This is a genomic window from Vibrio scophthalmi LMG 19158 (assembly GCF_000222585.1).
Classification (GTDB): Bacteria; Pseudomonadota; Gammaproteobacteria; order Enterobacterales; family Vibrionaceae; genus Vibrio; species Vibrio scophthalmi.
Genome location: NZ_AFWE01000201.1, coordinates 14928 through 34931 on the forward strand (window position 1 = coordinate 14928; position 20004 = coordinate 34931).

Genomic DNA, 20004 nt, shown 5'->3' on the forward strand with positions numbered 1-20004 from the left:
ACACGATGGATTTTTTCAGCCATGATAGCTAAAGTATCGCTCCTAAATTTTTAGAACTGGTTTCAATAATAACGAAAGCAGTTAACCGAGACGATGCCATGATTACTGATGATAAAATTATTGAAACTTTAGACGAGCTAAAAGCGTTTCTACTTGCTGTAGAGAGTGGCGTACTAGGCCTACAAAACGTCGCAGGTTTGGCACTCGCGACACACAATAGCAGCGGTCGTCACTTTGTTGCAGTACTTGATGATAAACATCAGCTGCTGCTAGGTCGCTGGGTCAGCGAAGAAGTCTTTAAAACAGGTCAAGATATGGTTCGCAACGGCGTTAAACCGACCCACTAAACCCCATCAGGTTACGCTCATCCAATGATAAAGGCCGTCTTCAACACTATCTTTGAAGACGGCCTTTATTTTTCTAGCTGACTATTTTTCGATCGCCTTGGCTCATCTCATTCTCAAGTGATTGACTCGCAACACTCGAGCTAAAACAAGAGACGTCACTAGTCCATCAAGCTTTTCGATTTAATTGCTTTTTTCGCCAACTCTTTGGCAAACGCACTGATATCAGCCTCCATTGCATCAATCGTGCTGCGTACATCATCGAGCGCGACCGTCTGCATCTGGCGATTTTCCATCACAACTTCACCGTTCACAATGGTTGTATCCACATTGCTTGGGTTAGCTTGAAATACCAGTGTTGCGTATGGATCATAGTTTGGCATCATGTTCGCTGATTGCGTTTCGACAATAATGATATCCGCTTGCTTGCCTACTTCCAAAGAGCCTATACGCTCTTCCATATGCAAAGCCTTCGCACCGCCCATCGTTGCCATTTCAATCACTTGTTCTGGGATCATAATGGTTCGATCATCATGTTTAAGACGCTGCATCGTGCTGGCATAGCTCAACGTGCGCCATAGATCGACTTGATTTGAGCTCATTGGCCCATCAGTACCTAACCCCAAGCGAACATCTGTGCGATACATCTCCCACGCTGGCGCCATTCCTGTCGCGCCTTTAGCATTTGCCATTGGGTTATAAGCCACGCCCGCATCAGCCTGTTTAACCAACTCAATGTCCTTTTCAGAGAAATGAATCCCGTGGGCTAACACCACACGTTCATCCAAAACACCAATTTGCGCCATGTACTCAACTGGTGAACTAGCTTGGTGCTCTTCCTTAATGCGCGCTTCTTCATTAGGGAATTCCGCCACGTGGATCAACACTGGCACATCTTGCTGTTTAGAAAGTTGATTGATTTGCTGGAGTTTTTCTTTACTCACGGTATACACCGCATGTGGAGCATAAGCAGGCGTGATCAAAGGATCACCTTTGTACTGGTCAATAAAGCTCTGCGCGTACTCAATACCACCATAAGGAGCACTGCTATCCACCACTGGGAATTTAATTACGGTTTGGCCAAGTACGGCACGCAAGCCCACTTCTTTAGTCGCTTTGGCCATCTCATCCATGTGGTAGTACATATCGGCATAAGTCGTCACACCACTTTGCGCTAAGTCGATGGCGCCTAATTTCGTCGCATTGTAGATAAGCTCACGGCTGAGCTTCTCTCCCTCTAACGGAAAGAAGTAAGCAAACAATCGATTCGAAATGCCCTCTTCGCCCAAACCACGAAACGCAATCATCGGCAGATGGTTATGAGTATTAATCATGCCCGGCATCACAATTCCATCTTGTGCATCAATCAGCTTCGGTGCACGGTATTGCTCAGCAAGATCCGCCTCACCCACCGCAACGATTTTGTCGTCTTTCACCACAACAACACCATTTTCAATCACTGACATATTGCCATCAATCGTTAGTACTTCGCCGTTAGTGATGATGAGATCGGCATTGTAGCTTGGCGCAAACTGCGCACAACCAGTAAGCGCTAGCGTAATAATAGAGGCCAGCAAAGTAGGTTTGTTCATTATTGTTCTCTTTAAATCGGCAATTAAGCAAACGTTAAACTAAAATCGCGCGCATCATAAAAGAGCCCATCAACCAAAGCGAACAGTAAGATGTAAAAGAATGAGATCGTGAACAAAAAAATCGTCACTTCGCTGAAGAAATCGACAGAATCCTATCGTTCTATCTTTGATACGAATTTTTGCCCGCTTTGGTAGTTTTTTGCCCAGCCCAAGCAATATCTTGCCCTACAAGCAAAATTATCACTGTAACAGACTGATTTTGCTTACTTCTAACTTTGGCACACAACTTGACTATAGATAAGGGAATTTATGTAACTTAACTCAAAAGGAATGAAACATGCCAACTCCATGTTATATCTCAATCGAAGGCGAAACTCAGGGACTTATCACTGCGGGCGCTTGTACTGCAGATTCAATTGGCGACTCTTACGTAGAAGGCCATGAAGATGAAATGCTAGTACAGCGCTTTGATCACACGGTAACCGTACCGACCGATCCTCAATCTGGTCAACCTTCAGGTCAGCGTGTGCACAAACCATTCAAATTCACAGTGTCACTAAACAAAGCCGTTCCACTGCTTTACAACGCGCTTTCTTCTGGTGAAAAAATGAAGAACATCGAACTGAAATGGTACCGTACTTCAATTGAAGGTAAACAAGAGAACTTCTTTACTACCAAACTTGAAAACGCCTCTATCGTTGATATTCAATGTGAAATGCCTCACTGCCAAGATCCAGCTATGGCGGACTTTACTCAAAATCTTACTGTGTCTCTTTCTTACCGTAAGATCACTTGGGATCACGTCAACGCAGGTACTTCTGGTTCTGACGATTGGCGTAAACCTGTCGAAGCTTAATCGCTTGCGACAATTAGCCCGTCATTTGGCGGGCTAAATTTCCATATTAATTAATGCCTTAAGCAAGACATTACTACGTAGTCTCTTGCTTAGGGCTTTGATGTTTAAGATTTTGATATTTAGACAGGGACGACTATGGCAACTCTTAATTTCAATTTTCACGTTGATGGGCTTGATGAAAATACCTTCGTTGTCAGGGAGTACCAAGGGCAGGAAACACTATCGAATGGCGAGGCACGACAAGGGCGAGCATGCTTTGGCTATCATTTCGACATTGCACTCGCGAGCCGTAACAATACTCTCTCAGCCGAGAACATCGTTGATAAAAACGTGCAGCTTGAAATCGTTCGTAATGGCGAAATTGTGCAGCGTATCCATGGCATCGCCCGTAACTTTACCGTAGGTGATACCGGCCACCATCATACCTTTTATCAGCTCACCTTAGTCCCGGCATTAGAGCGCCTTTCTTTACGTCACAACAGCCGTATTTTTCAATTACAAACCGTACCGGAAATTCTTTCTGTACTGCTGCAAGAAATGGGTATTTATGACTATGCCTTTTCACTCAAACGCGATTCTCTACAGCGTGAATTCTGTGTGCAGTATCGTGAGACTGACTTGGATTTTCTACACCGTTTAGCCGCTGAAGAAGGCTTAGTGTATAGCTTTATCCATGAACAAGGAAAACACACCCTACTCTTTACCGATTGCAGTGAAAGCCAACCTGAGATCTCAATGCCAGTCCCTTATAATGCGCTCAGTGGCGGGATCATTGATGAACCTTATATCTCGACTTTTACCACTAACACTCAATCGCACCCCAGCCATACGGCATTGCAGGACTACAGCTTTAAAAAACCACAATATCACTTTCAGCAAAACACTGTTGGCACAGAAATGAACCACCAGCGAACCGATGTTTACGAACACTTTGATGCCCCAGGTCGCTTTAAAGACGATGAAACGGGTAAAGCATTCAATCAAATCCGTTTAGAGTTTTTACGCCGAAACGCACATACCGCCCAAGGAAAAAGTAACCAGCCTTTGCTGCAAGCTGGCTATAAATTTGATTTACAAGAACATCTCAATAGCGACAACAACCGTTCATGGTTAATCGTCAGCGTTGAGCATAAAGGCACACAACCTCAAGCCTTAGAGGAAGAAGGCGGAAGCGGCGCTACAACCTACAGCAATACCTTCAAGGCCATTCCCGCGACAATAAATTGGCAAGCCCACCCTACCCCAAAACCGCAAGTCGATGGGCCATGCATCGCGGTCGTCGTTGGCCCTCAAGGTGAAGAGATATTTTGCGATGAGCATGGCCGCGTAAAACTGCATTTCCCGTGGGATCGCTACTCAAACGGTGATGAAAAAAGCTCTTGCTGGGTACGAGTATCCCAAGGTTGGGCTGGCAGCCAATACGGCATGATGACCATTCCACGCATTGGTCATGAAGTGATCGTCTCGTTTTTACATGGCGACCCTGATCAACCGATCATTACAGGCCGCACCTATCACGCGAGTAATGTACCGCCCTATACTTTACCGGATAACAAAACTAAGACCATTCTTCGCAGTGAAACTCATCAGGGAGAGGGCTTTAATGAACTGAGCTTTGAAGACCAAAGCCAAACAGAAAAAGTCTACCTACACGCGCAAAAAGACTTTGAGGCCGACGTACTCAATGATCACACCACGCATATCAAACGCGATAAACACCTGACGGTGGATAACGACCGTTTTACCCAAATCAAAAACAATCATCACTTCACCGTTGAAGGTGAAAGCCGAACCAAAATCAGCAAAGACAAGACCGATATCGTCGATGGCAGCGCACACCATAAGGTTGCCAACAAACATGCGTTGAGTGCCGGTAGCGAAGTGCATATTAAAGCTGGCGCCAAAGTCGTCTTAGATGCCGGTACAGAAATTACACTTAAAGCGGGAGGCAGCTTTGTTAAAGTCGACCCCGCGGGCGTGCACATTGTCGGCGCTGCGATAAACCTCAACTCCGGAGGCAGCGCAAGCAGAGGCAGCGGCTTTGGCGGGCAAATGGCGGTGTTGCCAAATCAAATAGATGCCGCACCTGCAGATCCAAGCGTTCATTCTCTGGATAACATTGACGCCTCACTCTCGGCGTTGGATCCAAAATTACAAAGTACATCTTCACCAATAACGATCGTCAGCGCCCAGCAGAAAAGCGCATTAAAGGCGAGTTCGGCTGGGGTGAAAGGTGTTTGTGAAGTATGTAAAAAGGCAAACCAATGATGCACGCTGACTTGCCAGACTTTAAACCCGCGGATGATGAACTTCTCTATCTTATTCTCGACGGGAACTCGATAGACGATATTGGCGTAAACCTCTATGCGCTCGAAAATGGCGTAAATGCCGTGTCTTTATATGCCAATACTGCACTCACTAACCTCAATGAGATTTCCCCATGGGTACTTGAATTCCAGCCGGACAAGCAACCAAAAATTTTTGAATGGGTGATAGAAAATCAGTATTTCGATAAAGGTTTCGCTTGGTTATTGTCATCGCAAGCCACGCTCTACGATGTTGCACAACACTTTCAGCAGTTAGCGGTTGTGAACTCCCCTTATTTGGGAGAACTCATTTTCCGGCTAGCAGATGCACGAATTGCATACCCGTTACTAAAAGAACACATTGCCAGCGGTCAAACACGCTTAATCGGCCCTATCAGAACAATGTTCTTTCGCCAAGAACAACAATGGGTTTCGCTTACAGCGCCAAAACAATCTGACAATACCAGCCTTTACACATTAACCGATTCTGATGTAACCATTTTAGAGAAAATCGCAACAAAAGCGTTTGCCACTAAACTTGAAGCCCACATCAACACTTATTTCCCCAATAGCTTTGAAAACACTCTTCAGCCCAAGGCTGAAACATTGATCGTAAAAGCAAAGGAACTTGGTTTTACCACCGAGCGCTCTGTGTATTATTACGCCAATGTCATAGGGCACCTTGGCGTTGATTTTCAACAAAATCCACAGCATAAAACCATCGCTCAATTGGTCAATAACCCAGGCACACAAACACCAGAACAAAGAATCGAAAAAGCGGCAGCTTTAGCGAAAGCATTCACACTAGGAGTCAACCATGTCTGATGAAAATGCAAGTGCATCACAGCAACCTTCAACAGAGGTCGGCTCCATCGCGGGTCAATGTCCGATGCAAGCAATGGGTATTGATATTATTCCGGTGCGTTATGCCATCGATGAATCGCTAGAAGACGGTTCAGGGCGCTTTGGTTTACCTGAAAAATGGCAAGGTAACGGCATTTTCGCTGATGACTTAACTCGGTCAAACTACACATTACGTCAGCTAAGAGACGGCTGGCTCTACGTCATTAGCGATCACGATAAAACCTTTCACGAATATGAAGTTTGTGGAACACAACTCAAAAAATACAACCTCGATCGTTGGGAAAAAGAGCAAGGTAAAACAGAGCGAGGTGAAGCTGGTGAAAACAAGCCATTTTTAACCTATAACCAAGAAAATACGTTGTACATTGCTTGGTCAAAACAACGCTGGACGTGGCGCCTGTTTAATTACGTGCTTACCAATAAAAGCAAATGTAAGCAATGGATGCGAAAAGTCGATCTTAGCAAACATTGCCAAACGTTAAATGAACCACATATGGGGTTAGCCACCGACATAGTAGAAGCCGTATCGGACATTAGCCATGCCGACAGTTCAGAGGCGTATTTTACAGGCACGAGCGTGCCAACCACCTTAGCTGAAGATGGCGATGCCGCGAATACAGAAGTAAAACCCATCGCGCAATATGGCGCGATAACTAACGGTATAAAAAAAGACGCGGCTATTTTTGTCGCGTTGGACGACCCGCTGGTGGATTTACAAGATCTCAGCTTAATACTGGGTGAAAAGGTACTAGACCATGAAGACTTACAAGAAAAAAATAGCCATAAGTGGGCGCTGCTAGAAACCGCCGCGCAAGTCACTGCACTGAGCCAGCCTGAAGACTTAAATTACCCCGACACGGTAAAAAACGAAGAAGAGAAGCAACAGTACTACCAAGACCTCACGCCATATATGGAACATAAGCGCCAAGTCGAAAACGCACTAAAGCAAGGGGGGAACTTCGGCGCTGGAAGAGGCTATATCGCTGACCAACAAGCGGAAATGGCGAAAAATGTGTTATTCGATAAATATGGCAAACACAACATAGACAATGCCGCGCTACTTGAACGCTGGTCGGCAACCCAAAAATGGCGAAACGAAGTCGACGCCAAAAAGATCTATCAAGCAATTGACGATTTTAACGCCAATGAGAAACCCGTATTAGAAGCACTTGTCGACACGCTCAATATATTCCGCGACCAGTTAGTGGCTGCCACTCAACGGTTTGGCTGGGAGCCAGAAAAGGGCTTTGTCGATATTGAAGAGCAGCAAGGGCAAGACTACCTTTCTGAAGTGCACTTCTTCATTAATGAAGTTGTCACTAAAGTTCTGGATGAGAAAACCACCGCATGGATAGAAAAAGAGTTTGAAAGCCCTACTACTCTGCTCCCATTATATTTATCGGGATACAGCAAAGATCTGTATGAAAAGTTTGGCGATGAATTAATCCCTGCAGAATCTGATTATGTCAGCTTTAATGACTCGGGAAATTTCACTTCCCGCATCAACGAAATGAATGCATTTCTCGGCACAGAAGAAGTACAAGATTCCCGAATTTATGCCGCGCTATCAAAACCATTACAACGAGTGATGAACGCCTTTCAAGCATCAATATCTGAAATGGTTGATGGTGGTGTGTCTATCATTGCACGCAAATCCGCAGCATTGGCGGTAATGTTCCCTAAGATGCATTTTATCGATCGTGCAACAGTCGTTGAACGCATAGCGATAGACAAAAAGATCACCTTACAAGAGGACTTTCTTAACCAACGTCGGAACTGGATGGCCGAGCGCCAGCGCGTGGCAAAAGAACTGAACCAAGCGTATCACGAGTTTAATGCCAACAAACTTGCTTCACATTTAGATATTGTTGGTTACGATTCACAAAGCGCCAAGCAGAATATCGCCGCGCAATCAGACGCACTCGAACGCGAGATAGATGATCTCTCTCAAAAACAGCAAAGCTTCGATGAGCTTCACCAAGCAGAGGCAGAATACAAAAACAACGCGACACCAGAAACTGCCGCTCGCTACCAAAAAGCCTTAAACCAAATGGGCGAACTCTATTACGGTATGCCATCAATGTACCTTCTGGCCGAGCAAGACATCGCCAAAGAATTTAGAACCAACATCAAACAACAAATGGCGCGCGGGTTAAAAGTGACAGCGAACACCTATAATAGCCTAGGTGGGCTTGGCTTTATGGTTTTCTTGCTCAACGCCAAAGATCTTTACACCGGTTATGGTGACTTACAAACAAACAGTGTCACCACCTCACGTGAGAAAGCCGAGCTGGCACAAAAATTCTTTTACACTTTGAATGCGCTTGGTTCGATTTTCCAAGCTAAAGCGTGGGCGAAGGTGGATAAGAGTGTCGAAGGCTTTTTAGAACGAACTATACAATCGGCTAGCAATCAGCAAGCGGGCCGCGTAGCGAAATTCGTCAACTTAACCCGCGTCACTGCAACACTAGGGGTACTAGCTGTTGGGATAGAATTATACTACGTCAATGAAGACAGAAAAAAGGCAACCAATCCTCAAGAGAGATTTTGGTTATCTGCAAAAGCTGTTGGTCTAGCAGCAAGCGGATCTGGATTTGTATTACAGAGAGGGGCTGTATTCTTAGCATCCAGAATTTCGATAGGCTTTTTAGTTGGCAGTGTGGTTAGCGGGTTAATATTTGGGGGCGGTATTATCATAGTTCTCGCTTCTATCGTACTAAATGGCTTAAAAAAAGACGACTATCAAAAATGGCTCAGCCGTTTACCGTGGAGTACTGACAGCGGCGCCATTAAGTTCGATGATACGCCTATAGGAGTTGCCGAAGCGCTATTGGTCTTGTATCAATTTACCATGCAGCCCAAGCTGTCTGCTCAATTGATAGTTGAAAGAGTCGAAAACAAAATATCGAGTTACCCAGCGGCTATCGCCACAACAACTGGCTTTAAACTCATTGTCGATTTTCCAGGTACACTCGATCAAGTGGGTAATATCGTCAAGGTAGGGATAAACAGTCCGAGTAGTACCAATTTGAACCCAGCGACTGTCGTATGGTCGCAAGTTGGAGATGTATTACGCTACGAGCACAGCCAAACCTTAAACAAAAATACATCATTAGCGTTTGATATTGAAGTCAGCTTTTACATGCAACCGGAGAAAAGCAGTCACTTACACAAAAAAATCACCTATAGCTATACGTTTAGTGGCGGACGACTGTCAGACATACAACTGACGCCAATTCAGCCTTTAACTGCGGATGAAATCAACACAAAATCAAAAACACAAGTGTATGACCCGTCTTACTATACCGATCGCAAAGCCATCTGGGCAGGTGCTGATACACCTTGGTCTAATTATGCATTAATGATTTAGGGATAAGTATGAACCCCAACTTTCAGACACAACAGTTAACTGACGAATTTATCCTAACTATTCGCGCCAATCCAAACAGAGCAGGATGGAGAAACTACCAAAAAGAACAGTTTGAAAAAATTGATGCGGATGCAACAATACCTTGGAATGCTACGCTATCCCTTGGCCCAAAGCATTTGAGAGAGAAAGCGGGCATAACCGGTCTAATAGCCCCCTACTTAATTATATCTTTGATGGGCGGAGAGCTAATGCCTTTATCTGAAGGTTGGTTCATGGTTGTTGCCGGGATCTTTATTGGCTTTATGTCTTGGCTGTTCTTTGCAGAGATATGTTATTACTATCGTTTTGGTTCTAGAGCGATGGCAGCGCACCAGCATCAAAACCAACCCCACTTTTTCTTTTCGGCTATGAGAACTGCGGCTTGGGTTGGTGTCGTGTTTTGTATTGTCATTACCTTCTGGGTCGGCCCGATGGCTTTTGTCGGTGCCGGCGCTTCTGCGTTAATGGCGTTTAAACTCGTCGATGCCAAACGGCAAGATATCTATACAACGATCCCTTATGACTCTGTGTTGTGTCTTGATGTCATAAAAAGCGCTGACCATATCTCTATTTGGTTTAAAGGGTGCAGTTTTACTTATGACCCAACAAATCCAAAAATCCTTGAAACTATTCGCGTTTATGAACTCTTTTGTAAACCAGAGCAATTTGATGAAATCTTAATCACTCTAAAATCCAAACTTCACCCAGAAGTGCAAATTGTCGAAAGTGCCAGTTTAGATGACCGTCTAGACTTCGACGAAGAAGCAAAAAAGCACGACATTTCATTAATCAGCGTTCCTTTACACGAAGAAGAACAACAAAAAACCTAGTTCGATTCGACAGAAGACTCATGGTAGGGATTTAAGGATAATCATGAACCCCAACTTTCAAGAACAGCAGCTCACTGACGAATTTATCCAAGTAATCCGCGCGAATCCAACTCGATCTGGATAGCAAACTTACGAAAAAAAACGTTTTGATGCCGTGGACAAGACAGCGACTAAAAAATGGTATGCGGAATTTTCGATGATTCACAATATCCCCTACTTTCGTCAGGGGGTGGGGATTTCGATGTTTTTACTCACTTATCTGCTATTTTCATATCTAGAAGGCTCATTGCTTACTATCAGGAATGCACGGGGTCAGGTCTTTCCTTTTGCTTTCTTGGGTTAGAGGGTTAGGCTTCTTTGATGTATACGAAATTAGATGCCTGAACGAAACATAATTTAAGGATAATTAATGCCAAAAGCAGCACGTATAGGCGATATCGCCTCAGCACATGGATGTTTCCCTTCTACACCGATTATCGCCGGCAGTGGTGACGTATTTATTAACGGCATCCCTGCCGCTCGAGTTAGCGATGCTATTGGTTGCGGCGGTACGGTCGCGACAGGATCGCCAGATGTCACTATTGGGTAGTTAAAGCGGTGAATCGTTAAGGAGATGCGCAGAAATCAGTGAATTTTTTGGACTTCACTATTAAATGTGTGATCGACATAGTGGCAAGAAGAAAGACCTGACCCCTATGTTCTACCATGCCTAACCATTTATTATTCATTGCAGAGTCCATTCATTAACAGTCTCTATTTTAAATCGTTCGCATGTTAAAGCGTTAATGTAAGGTAAATAAAGGCGTGATGTACATTCAGAATCAAAATGAAACGAATTAATAATTTCCTGTAATTCTTCAGAAAATCATTATCAGCCGTACAATACACCTAAATACCGACTTGTAGCCTTCTAAAATTACATTGTCCTGTATCGCAAAGCCATCTGGGTAGGCGCTGATACGCCTTGGTCTAATTATACATTAATGATTTAGGGATAATCATGAACCCCAACTTTCAAAAACAGCAGCTTACTGACGAATTTATCCAAGCTGTTCGCGCCAATCCAAGCCAAACAGCATTTAAAGCTTATCAAAAAGACCTATTTGAACAAGTTAATACAGAAGCAGTAAAACGTTGGGACGCTATGTTGTCAATGTCTCAAAACTATATCTACATCCGCGAGTTCATCGGGCTCTCCGCTTTTCTTTTGATGTACTCTTTTGGATGCTTCATGACAGGGGAGGTCATGTTTTTTGCAGATGGCGTATCCACATTTGGAATTTTATGGAGCTTATTTTTTGGTGGTGTGATTTGGTTTCATTTTGCTGAAACGTATCATCATTATAGGTGCAGTGAGCAAGCTATTGCGATTCATCGATATAAAAATCAGCCACATTCTCTATTTGTAGCGATGCGTATATCTGCGTGGGTTGGCGTTGTATTCTGTATTGTCATTACCATCTGGGTTGGCCCGATGGCTTTTGTTGGTGCTGGAGCCTCAGCGCTGATGGCGTTTAAAATGATTGATGCTAAGCGTGTCGACCTGTATTGGACTATTCCCTACGATTCAGTGCTATTTATTGATGTCATTAGAAAAGATAATTACATCGCGATCTGGTTTAAAGATGTCGATTTTGATCTCGGCACGGAATCTCCACAAATATTTGAAAATGTTACAATCTATGGTTTGTCTTGTAAGCCCGAACAATTTGATGACATCCTAACCACTCTAAAATCCAAACTTCATCCAGAAGTGCAATTCTTCGAAAGCCCAAGTGTAGATAAAAAAATCAACTTCTTCGAAGAAGCAAAAAAATACGATATTTCATTAATAAGCGTCCCTTTGCACGTAAAAGAACAACAAAAAACCGAGTTCGATTCGACAGAAGACTCATGGTAGGGATTTAGGGATAATCATGAACCCCAACTTTCAAAAACAGCAGCTCACTGACGAATTTATCCAAACTATTCGCGCCAATCCAAACAGAGCCGGATGGAACTCCTATCAAAAAGAACAGTTTGAAAAAGCTGACGCGGATGCAACAACACATTGGCATGCGATGCTATCCCTTGGCCCAAAGCATTTGAGAGAGATAGCAGGCATAACCGGTCTAATCGCTCCCTACTTAGTTATATCTTTAATGGGTGGAGAGCTAATGCCTTTATCTGAAGGCTGGTTCATGATCATTTTAGGAGTCTTTGCCGGCGGTATTGTTTGGCTACACTTTGCTGAAATGTGTTATTACTATCGCTTTAGTGATCAGGCCATGGCTACGTATGAGCACCAAAATCAGCCTCATTCAGCCTTTACCGCAATGAGAATACTCGCTTGGGTTGGCGTTGTATTCTGTATTGTTATTACCTTTTGGGTTGGCCCAATGGCTTTTGTTGGTGCTGGAGGCTCAGCGCTGATGGCGTTTAAAATGATTGATGCTAAGCGTGTCGACCTGTATTGGATTATTCCCTACGATTCAGTGCTAGTTATTGATGTCATTAGAAAAGATAATTACATCGCGATCTGGTTTAAAGATGTTGATTTTGATCTCGGCACAGAATCACCACAAATATTTGAGAATATTACAATCTACGGATTATTTTGTAAGCCTGAGCAATTTGATGACATCCTCGCCACCTTAAAATCTAAGCTTCACTCAGAAGTGCAATTTTTCGAAAGCCCAAGTGTAGATAAAAAAATCAATTTCTTCGAAGAATCCAAGAAATACGATATTTCCTTAATCAGCGTTCCTTTACACGAAGAAGTACAACAAAAAAACGAATTCGATTCGACAGAAGACTCATGGTAGTGATTTAAGGATAATCATGAACCCCAATTTTCAAAAACAACAGCTTACTGACGAATTTATCCAAGCCGCTCGTGCTAATCCGACGCAAGGTGGTTCAGATGCCTATCAAAAATCGCAATTCAAACAAGTCGATGAGAACACAACAACACGTTGGGATGCAGTGTTGTCACTGGGTCCAAAACATTTGAGAGAGAAAGCGGGTTTAACCGGCCTTATAGCTCCTTACTTAATTGTATCTTTAATGGGCGGGGAGTTAATGCCGTTGTCAGAGGGTTGGTTCATGGTTGTTGCAGGGATCTTCATTGGTTTTATGTCTTGGCTGCACTTTGCTGAAATGTGTTACTACTATCGTTTTGGTGATCAAGCTATGGCTATGCACCAACACCAAAACCAGCCCCATTCAGCTTATACTGCGTTAAGAGGCCTAGCGTGGGTTGGCGTAGTATTCTGTATTGTCATTACCATCTGGGTTGGCCCGATGGCTTTTGTTGGTGCTGGGGCCTCAGCGCTGATGGCGTTTAAAATGATTGATGCTAAGCGTTTCGACATGTATTGGATTATTCCCTACGATTCAGTGCTAGTTATTGATGTCATAAGAAAAGATAATTACATCGCGATCTGGTTTAAAGATGTTGATTTTGAGCTCGGCACGGAATCTCCACAAATATTTGAGAATATTACAATCTACGGATTATTTTGTAAGCCTGAGCAATTTGATGACATCCTCGCCACCTTAAAATCTAAGCTTCACTCAGAAGTGCAATTTTTCGAAAGCCCAAGTGTAGATAAAAAAATCAATTTCTTCGAAGAATCCAAGAAATACGATATTTCCTTAATCAGCGTTCCTTTACACGAAGAAGTACAACAAAAAAACGAATTCGATTCGACAGAAGACTCATGGTAGGGATTTAGGGATAAGTATGAACCCCAACTTTCAGACACAACAGTTAACTGACGAATTTATCCTAACTATTCGCGCCAATCCAAACAGAGCAGGATGGAGAGCCTACCAAAAAATACAGTTTGAAAAGGTAAACTCAAGGCCGACAAAGAACTGGGATGCCATGCTATCCCTTGGCCCAAAGCATTTACGAGAAAAAGCAGGTATAGCAGCTCTTATCGCTCCCTACTTAATTATATCTTTGATGGGCGGAGAGTTAATGCCTTTATCTGAAGGCTGGTTCATGATTATTGTAGGAATCTTTGCTGGCGGTATTGTTTGGCTGCACTTTGCTGAAATGTGCAACCACTATCGCTTTAGCGAGCAAGCTATGGCTGCGCACCAACACCAAAACCAACCCCATTCCGCTTATACCGCGTTAAGAGCCTTAGCTTGGGTTGGCGTTGTATTTTGTATTTTTATCACGATTTGGGTTGGGCCAATGGCTTTTGTTGGTGCGGGCGCTTCTGCATTAATGGCATTTAAACTAGTCGGAGCCAAACGTCAGGATATCTATACGACTATCCCTTATGACTCAGTGTTGTGTCTAGATGTAATAAAAAAAATGGACTATATCGCCATTTGGTACAAAGGTAATGATGTCAGTACCGATCCCGAATCGCCAGAAATATATGAATGCATAACCGCCTATGAAATATATTGTCAACCAGAGCAATTTGATGACATCTTAACCACTCTAAAATCCAAACTTCACCCAGAAGTGCAAATTGTAGAAAGCGAGAGTTTAGACGACAGTATCAACTTCTTCGAAGAGTCTAAAAAATACGACATTTCATTAATAAGCGTCCCTTTACACGAAGAAGTACAACAAAAAAACGAGTTCGATTCGACAGAAGACTCATGGTAATCCAGCAAGACAATCTGGACTCGGTTACGTCTATCCTCGAAAAGACGGCATGTAAGATCAGGTGATTTAGCAAATTTAGATTACCGGCCTATAATCAAGCGCCGCAGCAATGCTGGCTTCATGTCGCTAGCATACGGGCGTATAATGCTGAGATTAAGTAGGCAAAGAGCGCATTGCTGCGTATGAACGATTATGGCAAACCCCGAATATAAAGAGACATTAGACAAACTGGATTAGGTGAGCGTCTGTTTGTATCGCATGGGGATCAGTTGCTTTTCACTATCGCTACTCGCTCTATCAACGATTCTAAGTGGTCTTTTTACTCACTTGTCAGAGTATTACTCCATAACCTTGCTAGTGATCTGCATATCAGCGGCTTTAACTGCCGCAAACCTTCACGTGTACAGTAAACATGTTCGAGCGGTGATTTGCTGGTCGGCTTGGATTGGAATTTTACTGATGTTAAGCGACGCTTCCCAAAGCCGAGTATGGCTATCGTTAGGGTTTCTGTTTATCACGTTCTCGGGTATTGCGCTTAAAGAGTCGTTTTGCTTTAAAGTGCTCGGTTTAAAGCTTGTTCCCGTATTATTGGCGCTCTCTACGTTCTCTCTATGGCTTGAACAGCCTTGGGGTGGTTCTGTTTTATTGGCATTGGCGGGGCTGGTTATGGGCAACTTATCAATCGCAAAATGGCGCATGCCACTTCACTTTGATATTGGTAATAAAGCCAACTACGAAATCTAGGCCATTTCGTTACATTTCGTTGCCAGCACGACACGCAAGTAACGCTACTTGCTTTAGCCCAAGGGCCAAAGCAACGCTAGTGAAGCAGTTTAACCCTTATATTCGATAACTTGCTCAATAAAATCCGATTCACTGAACCACATAACGCGGCCAATATAAGCGTTATCCCTCAACTCGGTATCGATTTGTGCGGCAATTCTTGCCGTCATTTGAATCCAGCCATCCTGCTCATTGAGACCATCGATAAAATCGCTGACTATCGCTTTTGCATTGTCATCTAACTGCAAGCTTATAAAATTCATTATTTCTTCTTAACTCTCGCTATCAACAAAAAAGCTCCCATTACAGGAGCTTTCCAATAACAAATATTATTACACAGCGAAATGAATACTAGTATTCCATTCTATGGTAAATCACCGCGATTCCGATAGAAACCGTCAGCACCAGCGTAGCCATAAACGTAACCTTAAATGGGCAATACGGACGCTCACCCGTCACTTCCCCCGTTTGGGCATTCACTAACACACGGTAAACCTTTTCTCGATAACGATAAGAGGAGACCCAGACAGGCAAAATCAAGTGTTTAAAGGTAGCATCAGTGTAGGTTGAATCTCTCGTGCTGATTATTTGTTTATCGCCCCCGATATCACGATCGATCGTGGTTTCAATCTTCTCTTGCATACGTACTTTGGCATCTGCGTAACCTTCTTTAAGATTCACTTGGTACAGTTCAGCCTGATACCCTTGCAAGTAACTGTCGGTGTAATCCACCAGCTTAGACAGATCCCATGGCTCTAATTGATGCAGTTGCGTGGTATCAAGCGAGTATGTGGCAGGGACAAGCACATCATCAAAGTTATTGGTTACATGCCCGGAAGCAAAATACCAACGAGTACGGGTTTCCGTGCGCGTTTCTGTTTTACCGTCAGAGTTGGTCACCGTTACCGATTCTTTATAATTAACCCCTTTTTTTCCTGTATAGGAAGTCGCAACATTACAGTCATAAGTCCAATACGGAATATACACTCCTTGGAAACGATCCAGCTTTTCTGCATGCTTTTTCAGATTATGAGGCGCTAACCATAACCCTTTTACCCAGGAGCTAAAATTGGAGATAGCTTGTTCACGTTTGATCTGAAAAGGAATAATACCTTGTGGCTTAATACGCTTAGTATTCTCAGCTCGAGAAAGCACTAACGGCGTATCGCAAAACGCACAATGTGTCGCTTTCACATCAGAGCCAAACTCGGTTGTCGCACCACAGCTCTCGCACTGAATCATGCGTGACTCGATCTTCTCCTGACAAGCGTCAAAATTATTTAAATAACTCTCTAGATCGACCTCATGATGCGCCTCTTTTACCGTTAGCGGTTGCTCTATCTCCACTTCAAACTGGCAATGGTTACAAATCAGCGAAGTCGTACCGGGTTCATAAGATAAATCGGCAGCACAACTCTTGCACTTTACATCGACTAACATCCGTTACGCTCCTGGGATCGGTGGTGGTGCGGCTTGAAACAGATTTTGTAGCTCTGCGACTGTGCTGGCTTTCTCCCATGCTGCCATACCTTGCTTCCATACCAAAGAATCTTGGCTGATTTGTCCTGCGGTGATTTGATGCTGAAGAGTGTCTAGCGCGAACGGCCCTGCTTGCTGCCCATTCACCGCCACAAAATACTCACTCTGTTGTGGCAATGGTGGCGGAGCAATCTGTGATTGAGAGCTCTGAGGTTGGGAGTGTTGTTGCGCCCCTTGTTGTGGGGTCATCGCTTGTGCCATTTGCTGCGCCATCGCAAAACCCATCCCCATTTCCATTCCTGCGCTGGCATTACCACCCCCATTTTGCGCAGCGGCCTCTAACGCTTCTGCCGCTTGGAATTGGGTATACTGATTCAAGTTACCAAGAATGCCCATTGAAGAACGCTTATCCAGCGCCTCTTCTACTTCTGGCGGTAGCGAAATGTTCTCGACCATGAACTTCGCGAGCGTCAAACCATAAGTGGCGAAGTCACCGTTCATTTTTTCTCGCATTAGCAGCGCAAATTCATCATAGTTTGCCGCCATATCAAGCACGGGTAACTTACTTTCGCCCACCGCATCGGTAAAACGAGCGACCGCCATCGTGCGCAACTGCCCCTGTATTTCATCGATTTGGAAACAACCGTCAGTACCGACCACTTGCTCAAGCAACTTTAGTGGTTCACTCACGCGAATATCATAATTACCAAAAGCACGAAGACGTACAGGACCAAACTCAGGGTCTCGCAACATAATAGGATTTTTCGTTCCCCATTTGTTGTTAGTAAATAGGCGCATATTGACGAAGTAGACTTCAGCCTTGAAAGGTGAATTAAAACCATGTTTCCAACCTTTCAGCGTACTGAGAATAGGCAGGTTCGCGGTGGTGAGTTGATACATGCCAGATTCAAATACGTCGGCAATTTGGCCTTCGTTGACGAAAATGGCAACTTGCCCCTGACGTACGGTTAACTGAGCGCCATTCTTGATCTCATTTTGATGGCGCTCAAAACGCCACACCAAGGTGTCATTGCTATCGTCAATCCACTCGACGATATCAATAAACTCGCCCATTATTTTATTCCAAAAACCCATATCAACCTCTATTCCCTGATCTGGTAACATTCAGCTCTAACTAAATGAAACTTATTGAATAATTATCCGATAGAGAGCACATGGTCACAAGGGCAAAACGGTGAGCTATCTCGTAACTAGAGCGATTGAGGAAACACGAGATAGGCAGGGTTTAAGATTCGGTTAACTAAACATCAGAGAAATTTCATCTATAAACAGTCATATTCACATTGGGATATGCCACTTTAGCGGCGATTTAAACGGCAAGGAAGAAAATGGATCGATGCTGAGAATGATACTCAGGTGGGATATTCACTGAGCAAGCTTAGAAAACGGCTTAACCAAATTTGAGCCGATACAACAAAGCATTAATTAAAAGATTTTAATGAACAAAAGGGGCTAAGCAGCCCCTTGTAGAATGATACGCGTGATTAATTAACGCATTGATAAAGCTGAGTATAACGCGTAGAAATACAGCCAAATAACTTATCACGACGAGCGCATTTATCTAGCGGAGTACCAAAAACCTGTGCGCCTTTGAATCCCCAAGCTTTACAGCCGTTTTCTGCCATTAAAAAAGCTTCTTGTTCGTCAATCACTGCCTGCTGAAGCAAGCCTTCATCATAGGCTAGCGTGATAGTTGCATCACCCTTACTGCCATCAGTCACGAACCAATTTTTGTTTACAGGAGTAGCACACGCAGTCAAATTAGCCGCGATAACAAGAGCGACAATCGTTTTGAATCTCATTGGGTTTCTAGTTTTATGATTCTTAAAAGGTGGCGCATTTTACACAAATTTTCGCGCTACGCATTACTAAAATATACGCGCATCATTTGCTATTTTATTCGCCCCCAAATGCACATCCCTAACCTCGTTAGAGACGCCCCCATGATTGATGTGCAGACTCAAAGTCGATACCATCTATTGCTTTACCACTCAGCAGTATTTTTATCGTAAAAATAGCGAGTTATGCTCAAGATATAAATCTATTCTGAAGATATAAGGCTTAAACCTTGTAGGTGATAAGGTCGTAGAAAAGCATTAAAATATGTGCACAAAGTCATGTTGAGTTAGTCACACAGATTAGCTGAGTAGATATTACTAGAAAACAAAAACGAAAAAGCCCCAGCATTTCTGCTGGGGCTTAGAATGTGGCGGTGAGTGAGAGATTCGAACTCTCGATACGTTGCCGTATACACACTTTCCAGGCGTGCTCCTTCAGCCACTCGGACAACTCACCGAATCGTTAACAACTTGGCTAACGAGGCGCTAATTTAATGATTCTATAGAGTTAGGTCAAGCCAAAAGGCAAAAAAATAACGTACTAACGGATCGATTGGTCACTCTCTAGCTAAATTGATGACACTTTGTCCATCAAATTCGAGCACTTACGCTTGTGAACAGTAACCCGGTACCTTAAACCACTTACGGCATAGATCTAAGAAGTAACCATACAATACGCCCATCGCACAAGAAACAACCGCATTGGAAGCGACAGCAGTAATAATTTGGTCAGTTGATGCTCCAACCGTATAGAGAATACCGGCATAAACAGGAGATTGGAACAGTACATACGCGACCAAATCTGACAGGTTCTTCATCCGTTTAGACAATGAAACTCGGGCGCCTTGGCGCAAAATGAAATCTCTAAACACACCGTAGGGCCAAGCAATGGCAATATTGACTGGGATAGAAAGCAATCGAGAAGCCAGTGACTGCTCAAATGTCATACCCGAAATGAAAATTTCGATAAACATGCCTGAAATAAAGCAGAACACCACCATCGCAAACGTATCTGCTACTGCGCCACGAAAACAGAAAGACCCACGAGCTTTCATTGCAAATTCTCAACA

General features: G+C 43.7%; 18 protein-coding genes and 1 tRNA gene. 12 read left to right on the plus strand and 7 right to left on the minus strand.

Annotated elements, in window-relative coordinates; translation table 11 throughout:
- Positions 1-98: 98 nt before the first annotated feature.
- Positions 99-347, plus strand: coding sequence for a hypothetical protein (locus tag RH88_RS17575; protein ID WP_005598524.1), 249 nt, complete (start codon positions 99-101; stop codon positions 345-347).
- 158 nt (positions 348-505) lie between these two features.
- Here RH88_RS17575 and RH88_RS17580 read toward each other — a convergent pair whose 3' ends face one another.
- Positions 506-1936, minus strand: a complete 1431-nt coding sequence (locus RH88_RS17580; RefSeq protein WP_005598526.1) for an amidohydrolase — start codon at positions 1934-1936, stop codon at positions 506-508.
- Positions 1937-2273: 337 nt separating this feature from the next.
- Here RH88_RS17580 and RH88_RS17585 point away from each other — a divergent pair, with 337 nt between their 5' ends.
- The 11 genes from RH88_RS17585 (at position 2274) to RH88_RS17635 (ending at position 15557) form a co-directional block, all read left to right on the plus strand.
- Positions 2274-2792: an Hcp family type VI secretion system effector gene (locus RH88_RS17585; RefSeq protein WP_005598529.1), complete on the plus strand. Its 519-nt coding sequence runs from the start codon at positions 2274-2276 to the stop codon at positions 2790-2792.
- Between the two features lie 135 nt (positions 2793-2927).
- Entirely contained in the window at positions 2928-5060 is a 2133-nt protein-coding gene (locus tag RH88_RS17590) for a type VI secretion system Vgr family protein (protein WP_005598531.1), read from the plus strand.
- Positions 5057-5923, plus strand: a complete 867-nt coding sequence (locus RH88_RS17595) for a DUF4123 domain-containing protein (protein WP_241212205.1) — start codon at positions 5057-5059, stop codon at positions 5921-5923. Before RH88_RS17590 ends, RH88_RS17595 begins: the two co-directional genes overlap by 4 nt.
- Entirely contained in the window at positions 5916-9332 is a 3417-nt protein-coding gene (locus RH88_RS17600; RefSeq protein ID WP_005598535.1) for a T6SS effector BTH_I2691 family protein, read from the plus strand. Before RH88_RS17595 ends, RH88_RS17600 begins: the two co-directional genes overlap by 8 nt.
- Before the next feature lie 8 nt (positions 9333-9340).
- Entirely contained in the window at positions 9341-10201 is an 861-nt protein-coding gene (locus RH88_RS17605; protein WP_005598537.1) for a hypothetical protein, read from the plus strand.
- A gap of 409 nt (positions 10202-10610) precedes the next feature.
- On the plus strand, positions 10611-10790 hold the full coding sequence (locus RH88_RS17610) for a PAAR domain-containing protein (RefSeq protein ID WP_005598539.1): 180 nt from the start codon (positions 10611-10613) through the stop codon (positions 10788-10790).
- A gap of 411 nt (positions 10791-11201) precedes the next feature.
- Positions 11202-12101: a hypothetical protein gene (locus RH88_RS17615; RefSeq protein ID WP_005598540.1), complete on the plus strand. Its 900-nt coding sequence runs from the start codon at positions 11202-11204 to the stop codon at positions 12099-12101.
- A gap of 16 nt (positions 12102-12117) precedes the next feature.
- Positions 12118-13005 carry a hypothetical protein gene (locus tag RH88_RS17620; protein WP_005598542.1) on the plus strand — a complete coding sequence of 296 codons (888 nt, stop codon included), beginning with the start codon at positions 12118-12120 and terminating at the stop codon, positions 13003-13005.
- A gap of 16 nt (positions 13006-13021) precedes the next feature.
- Complete coding sequence (locus tag RH88_RS17625; RefSeq protein ID WP_005598544.1) at positions 13022-13909, plus strand: hypothetical protein; 888 nt, start codon at positions 13022-13024, stop codon at positions 13907-13909.
- A gap of 16 nt (positions 13910-13925) precedes the next feature.
- Positions 13926-14813, plus strand: coding sequence for a hypothetical protein (locus RH88_RS17630; RefSeq protein WP_005598547.1), 888 nt, complete (start codon positions 13926-13928; stop codon positions 14811-14813).
- Positions 14814-15050: 237 nt separating this feature from the next.
- The gene (locus RH88_RS17635; protein WP_241212206.1) at positions 15051-15557 is read left to right on the plus strand and encodes a DUF2301 domain-containing membrane protein; all 507 of its coding nucleotides are present in this window, start codon (positions 15051-15053) and stop codon (positions 15555-15557) included.
- Between the two features lie 89 nt (positions 15558-15646).
- Here RH88_RS17635 and RH88_RS17640 read toward each other — a convergent pair whose 3' ends face one another.
- The 6 genes from RH88_RS17640 to RH88_RS17665 all read right to left on the minus strand — a co-directional run bounded on the left by RH88_RS17640 (position 15647) and on the right by RH88_RS17665 (position 19989).
- Positions 15647-15859, minus strand: coding sequence for a hypothetical protein (locus tag RH88_RS17640; RefSeq protein WP_005598549.1), 213 nt, complete (start codon positions 15857-15859; stop codon positions 15647-15649).
- A gap of 88 nt (positions 15860-15947) precedes the next feature.
- Complete coding sequence (locus RH88_RS17645; protein WP_005598550.1) at positions 15948-17036, minus strand: hypothetical protein; 1089 nt, start codon at positions 17034-17036, stop codon at positions 15948-15950.
- Positions 17037-17039: 3 nt separating this feature from the next.
- The gene (locus RH88_RS17650) at positions 17040-18200 is read right to left on the minus strand and encodes an SPFH domain-containing protein (RefSeq protein WP_206536061.1); all 1161 of its coding nucleotides are present in this window, start codon (positions 18198-18200) and stop codon (positions 17040-17042) included.
- Positions 18201-18580: 380 nt separating this feature from the next.
- On the minus strand, positions 18581-18898 hold the full coding sequence (gene yecR / locus RH88_RS17655) for a YecR family lipoprotein (protein WP_005598553.1): 318 nt from the start codon (positions 18896-18898) through the stop codon (positions 18581-18583).
- Positions 18899-19303: 405 nt separating this feature from the next.
- Positions 19304-19391: transfer RNA gene (locus RH88_RS17660), tRNA-Ser, on the minus strand.
- A 148-nt stretch (positions 19392-19539) separates the two neighbouring features.
- Positions 19540-19989, minus strand: coding sequence for an L-alanine exporter AlaE (locus tag RH88_RS17665; RefSeq protein ID WP_005598554.1), 450 nt, complete (start codon positions 19987-19989; stop codon positions 19540-19542).
- Between the last annotated feature and the right edge of the window lie 15 nt (positions 19990-20004).

Coding starts and splice junctions, on each gene's coding strand:
- RH88_RS17575 (WP_005598524.1), top strand. CDS start 99: ATGATTACTGATGATAAAATTATTGAAACTTTAGACGAGCTAAAAGCG.
- RH88_RS17580 (WP_005598526.1), bottom strand. CDS start 1,936: ATGAACAAACCTACTTTGCTGGCCTCTATTATTACGCTAGCGCTTACT.
- RH88_RS17585 (WP_005598529.1), top strand. CDS start 2,274: ATGCCAACTCCATGTTATATCTCAATCGAAGGCGAAACTCAGGGACTT.
- RH88_RS17590 (WP_005598531.1), top strand. CDS start 2,928: ATGGCAACTCTTAATTTCAATTTTCACGTTGATGGGCTTGATGAAAAT.
- RH88_RS17595 (WP_241212205.1), top strand. CDS start 5,057: ATGATGCACGCTGACTTGCCAGACTTTAAACCCGCGGATGATGAACTT.
- RH88_RS17600 (WP_005598535.1), top strand. CDS start 5,916: ATGTCTGATGAAAATGCAAGTGCATCACAGCAACCTTCAACAGAGGTC.
- RH88_RS17605 (WP_005598537.1), top strand. CDS start 9,341: ATGAACCCCAACTTTCAGACACAACAGTTAACTGACGAATTTATCCTA.
- RH88_RS17610 (WP_005598539.1), top strand. CDS start 10,611: ATGCCAAAAGCAGCACGTATAGGCGATATCGCCTCAGCACATGGATGT.
- RH88_RS17615 (WP_005598540.1), top strand. CDS start 11,202: ATGAACCCCAACTTTCAAAAACAGCAGCTTACTGACGAATTTATCCAA.
- RH88_RS17620 (WP_005598542.1), top strand. CDS start 12,118: ATGAACCCCAACTTTCAAAAACAGCAGCTCACTGACGAATTTATCCAA.
- RH88_RS17625 (WP_005598544.1), top strand. CDS start 13,022: ATGAACCCCAATTTTCAAAAACAACAGCTTACTGACGAATTTATCCAA.
- RH88_RS17630 (WP_005598547.1), top strand. CDS start 13,926: ATGAACCCCAACTTTCAGACACAACAGTTAACTGACGAATTTATCCTA.
- RH88_RS17640 (WP_005598549.1), bottom strand. CDS start 15,859: ATGAATTTTATAAGCTTGCAGTTAGATGACAATGCAAAAGCGATAGTC.
- RH88_RS17645 (WP_005598550.1), bottom strand. CDS start 17,036: ATGTTAGTCGATGTAAAGTGCAAGAGTTGTGCTGCCGATTTATCTTAT.
- RH88_RS17650 (WP_206536061.1), bottom strand. CDS start 18,200: ATGTTACCAGATCAGGGAATAGAGGTTGATATGGGTTTTTGGAATAAA.
- yecR (WP_005598553.1), bottom strand. CDS start 18,898: ATGAGATTCAAAACGATTGTCGCTCTTGTTATCGCGGCTAATTTGACT.
- RH88_RS17665 (WP_005598554.1), bottom strand. CDS start 19,989: ATGAAAGCTCGTGGGTCTTTCTGTTTTCGTGGCGCAGTAGCAGATACG.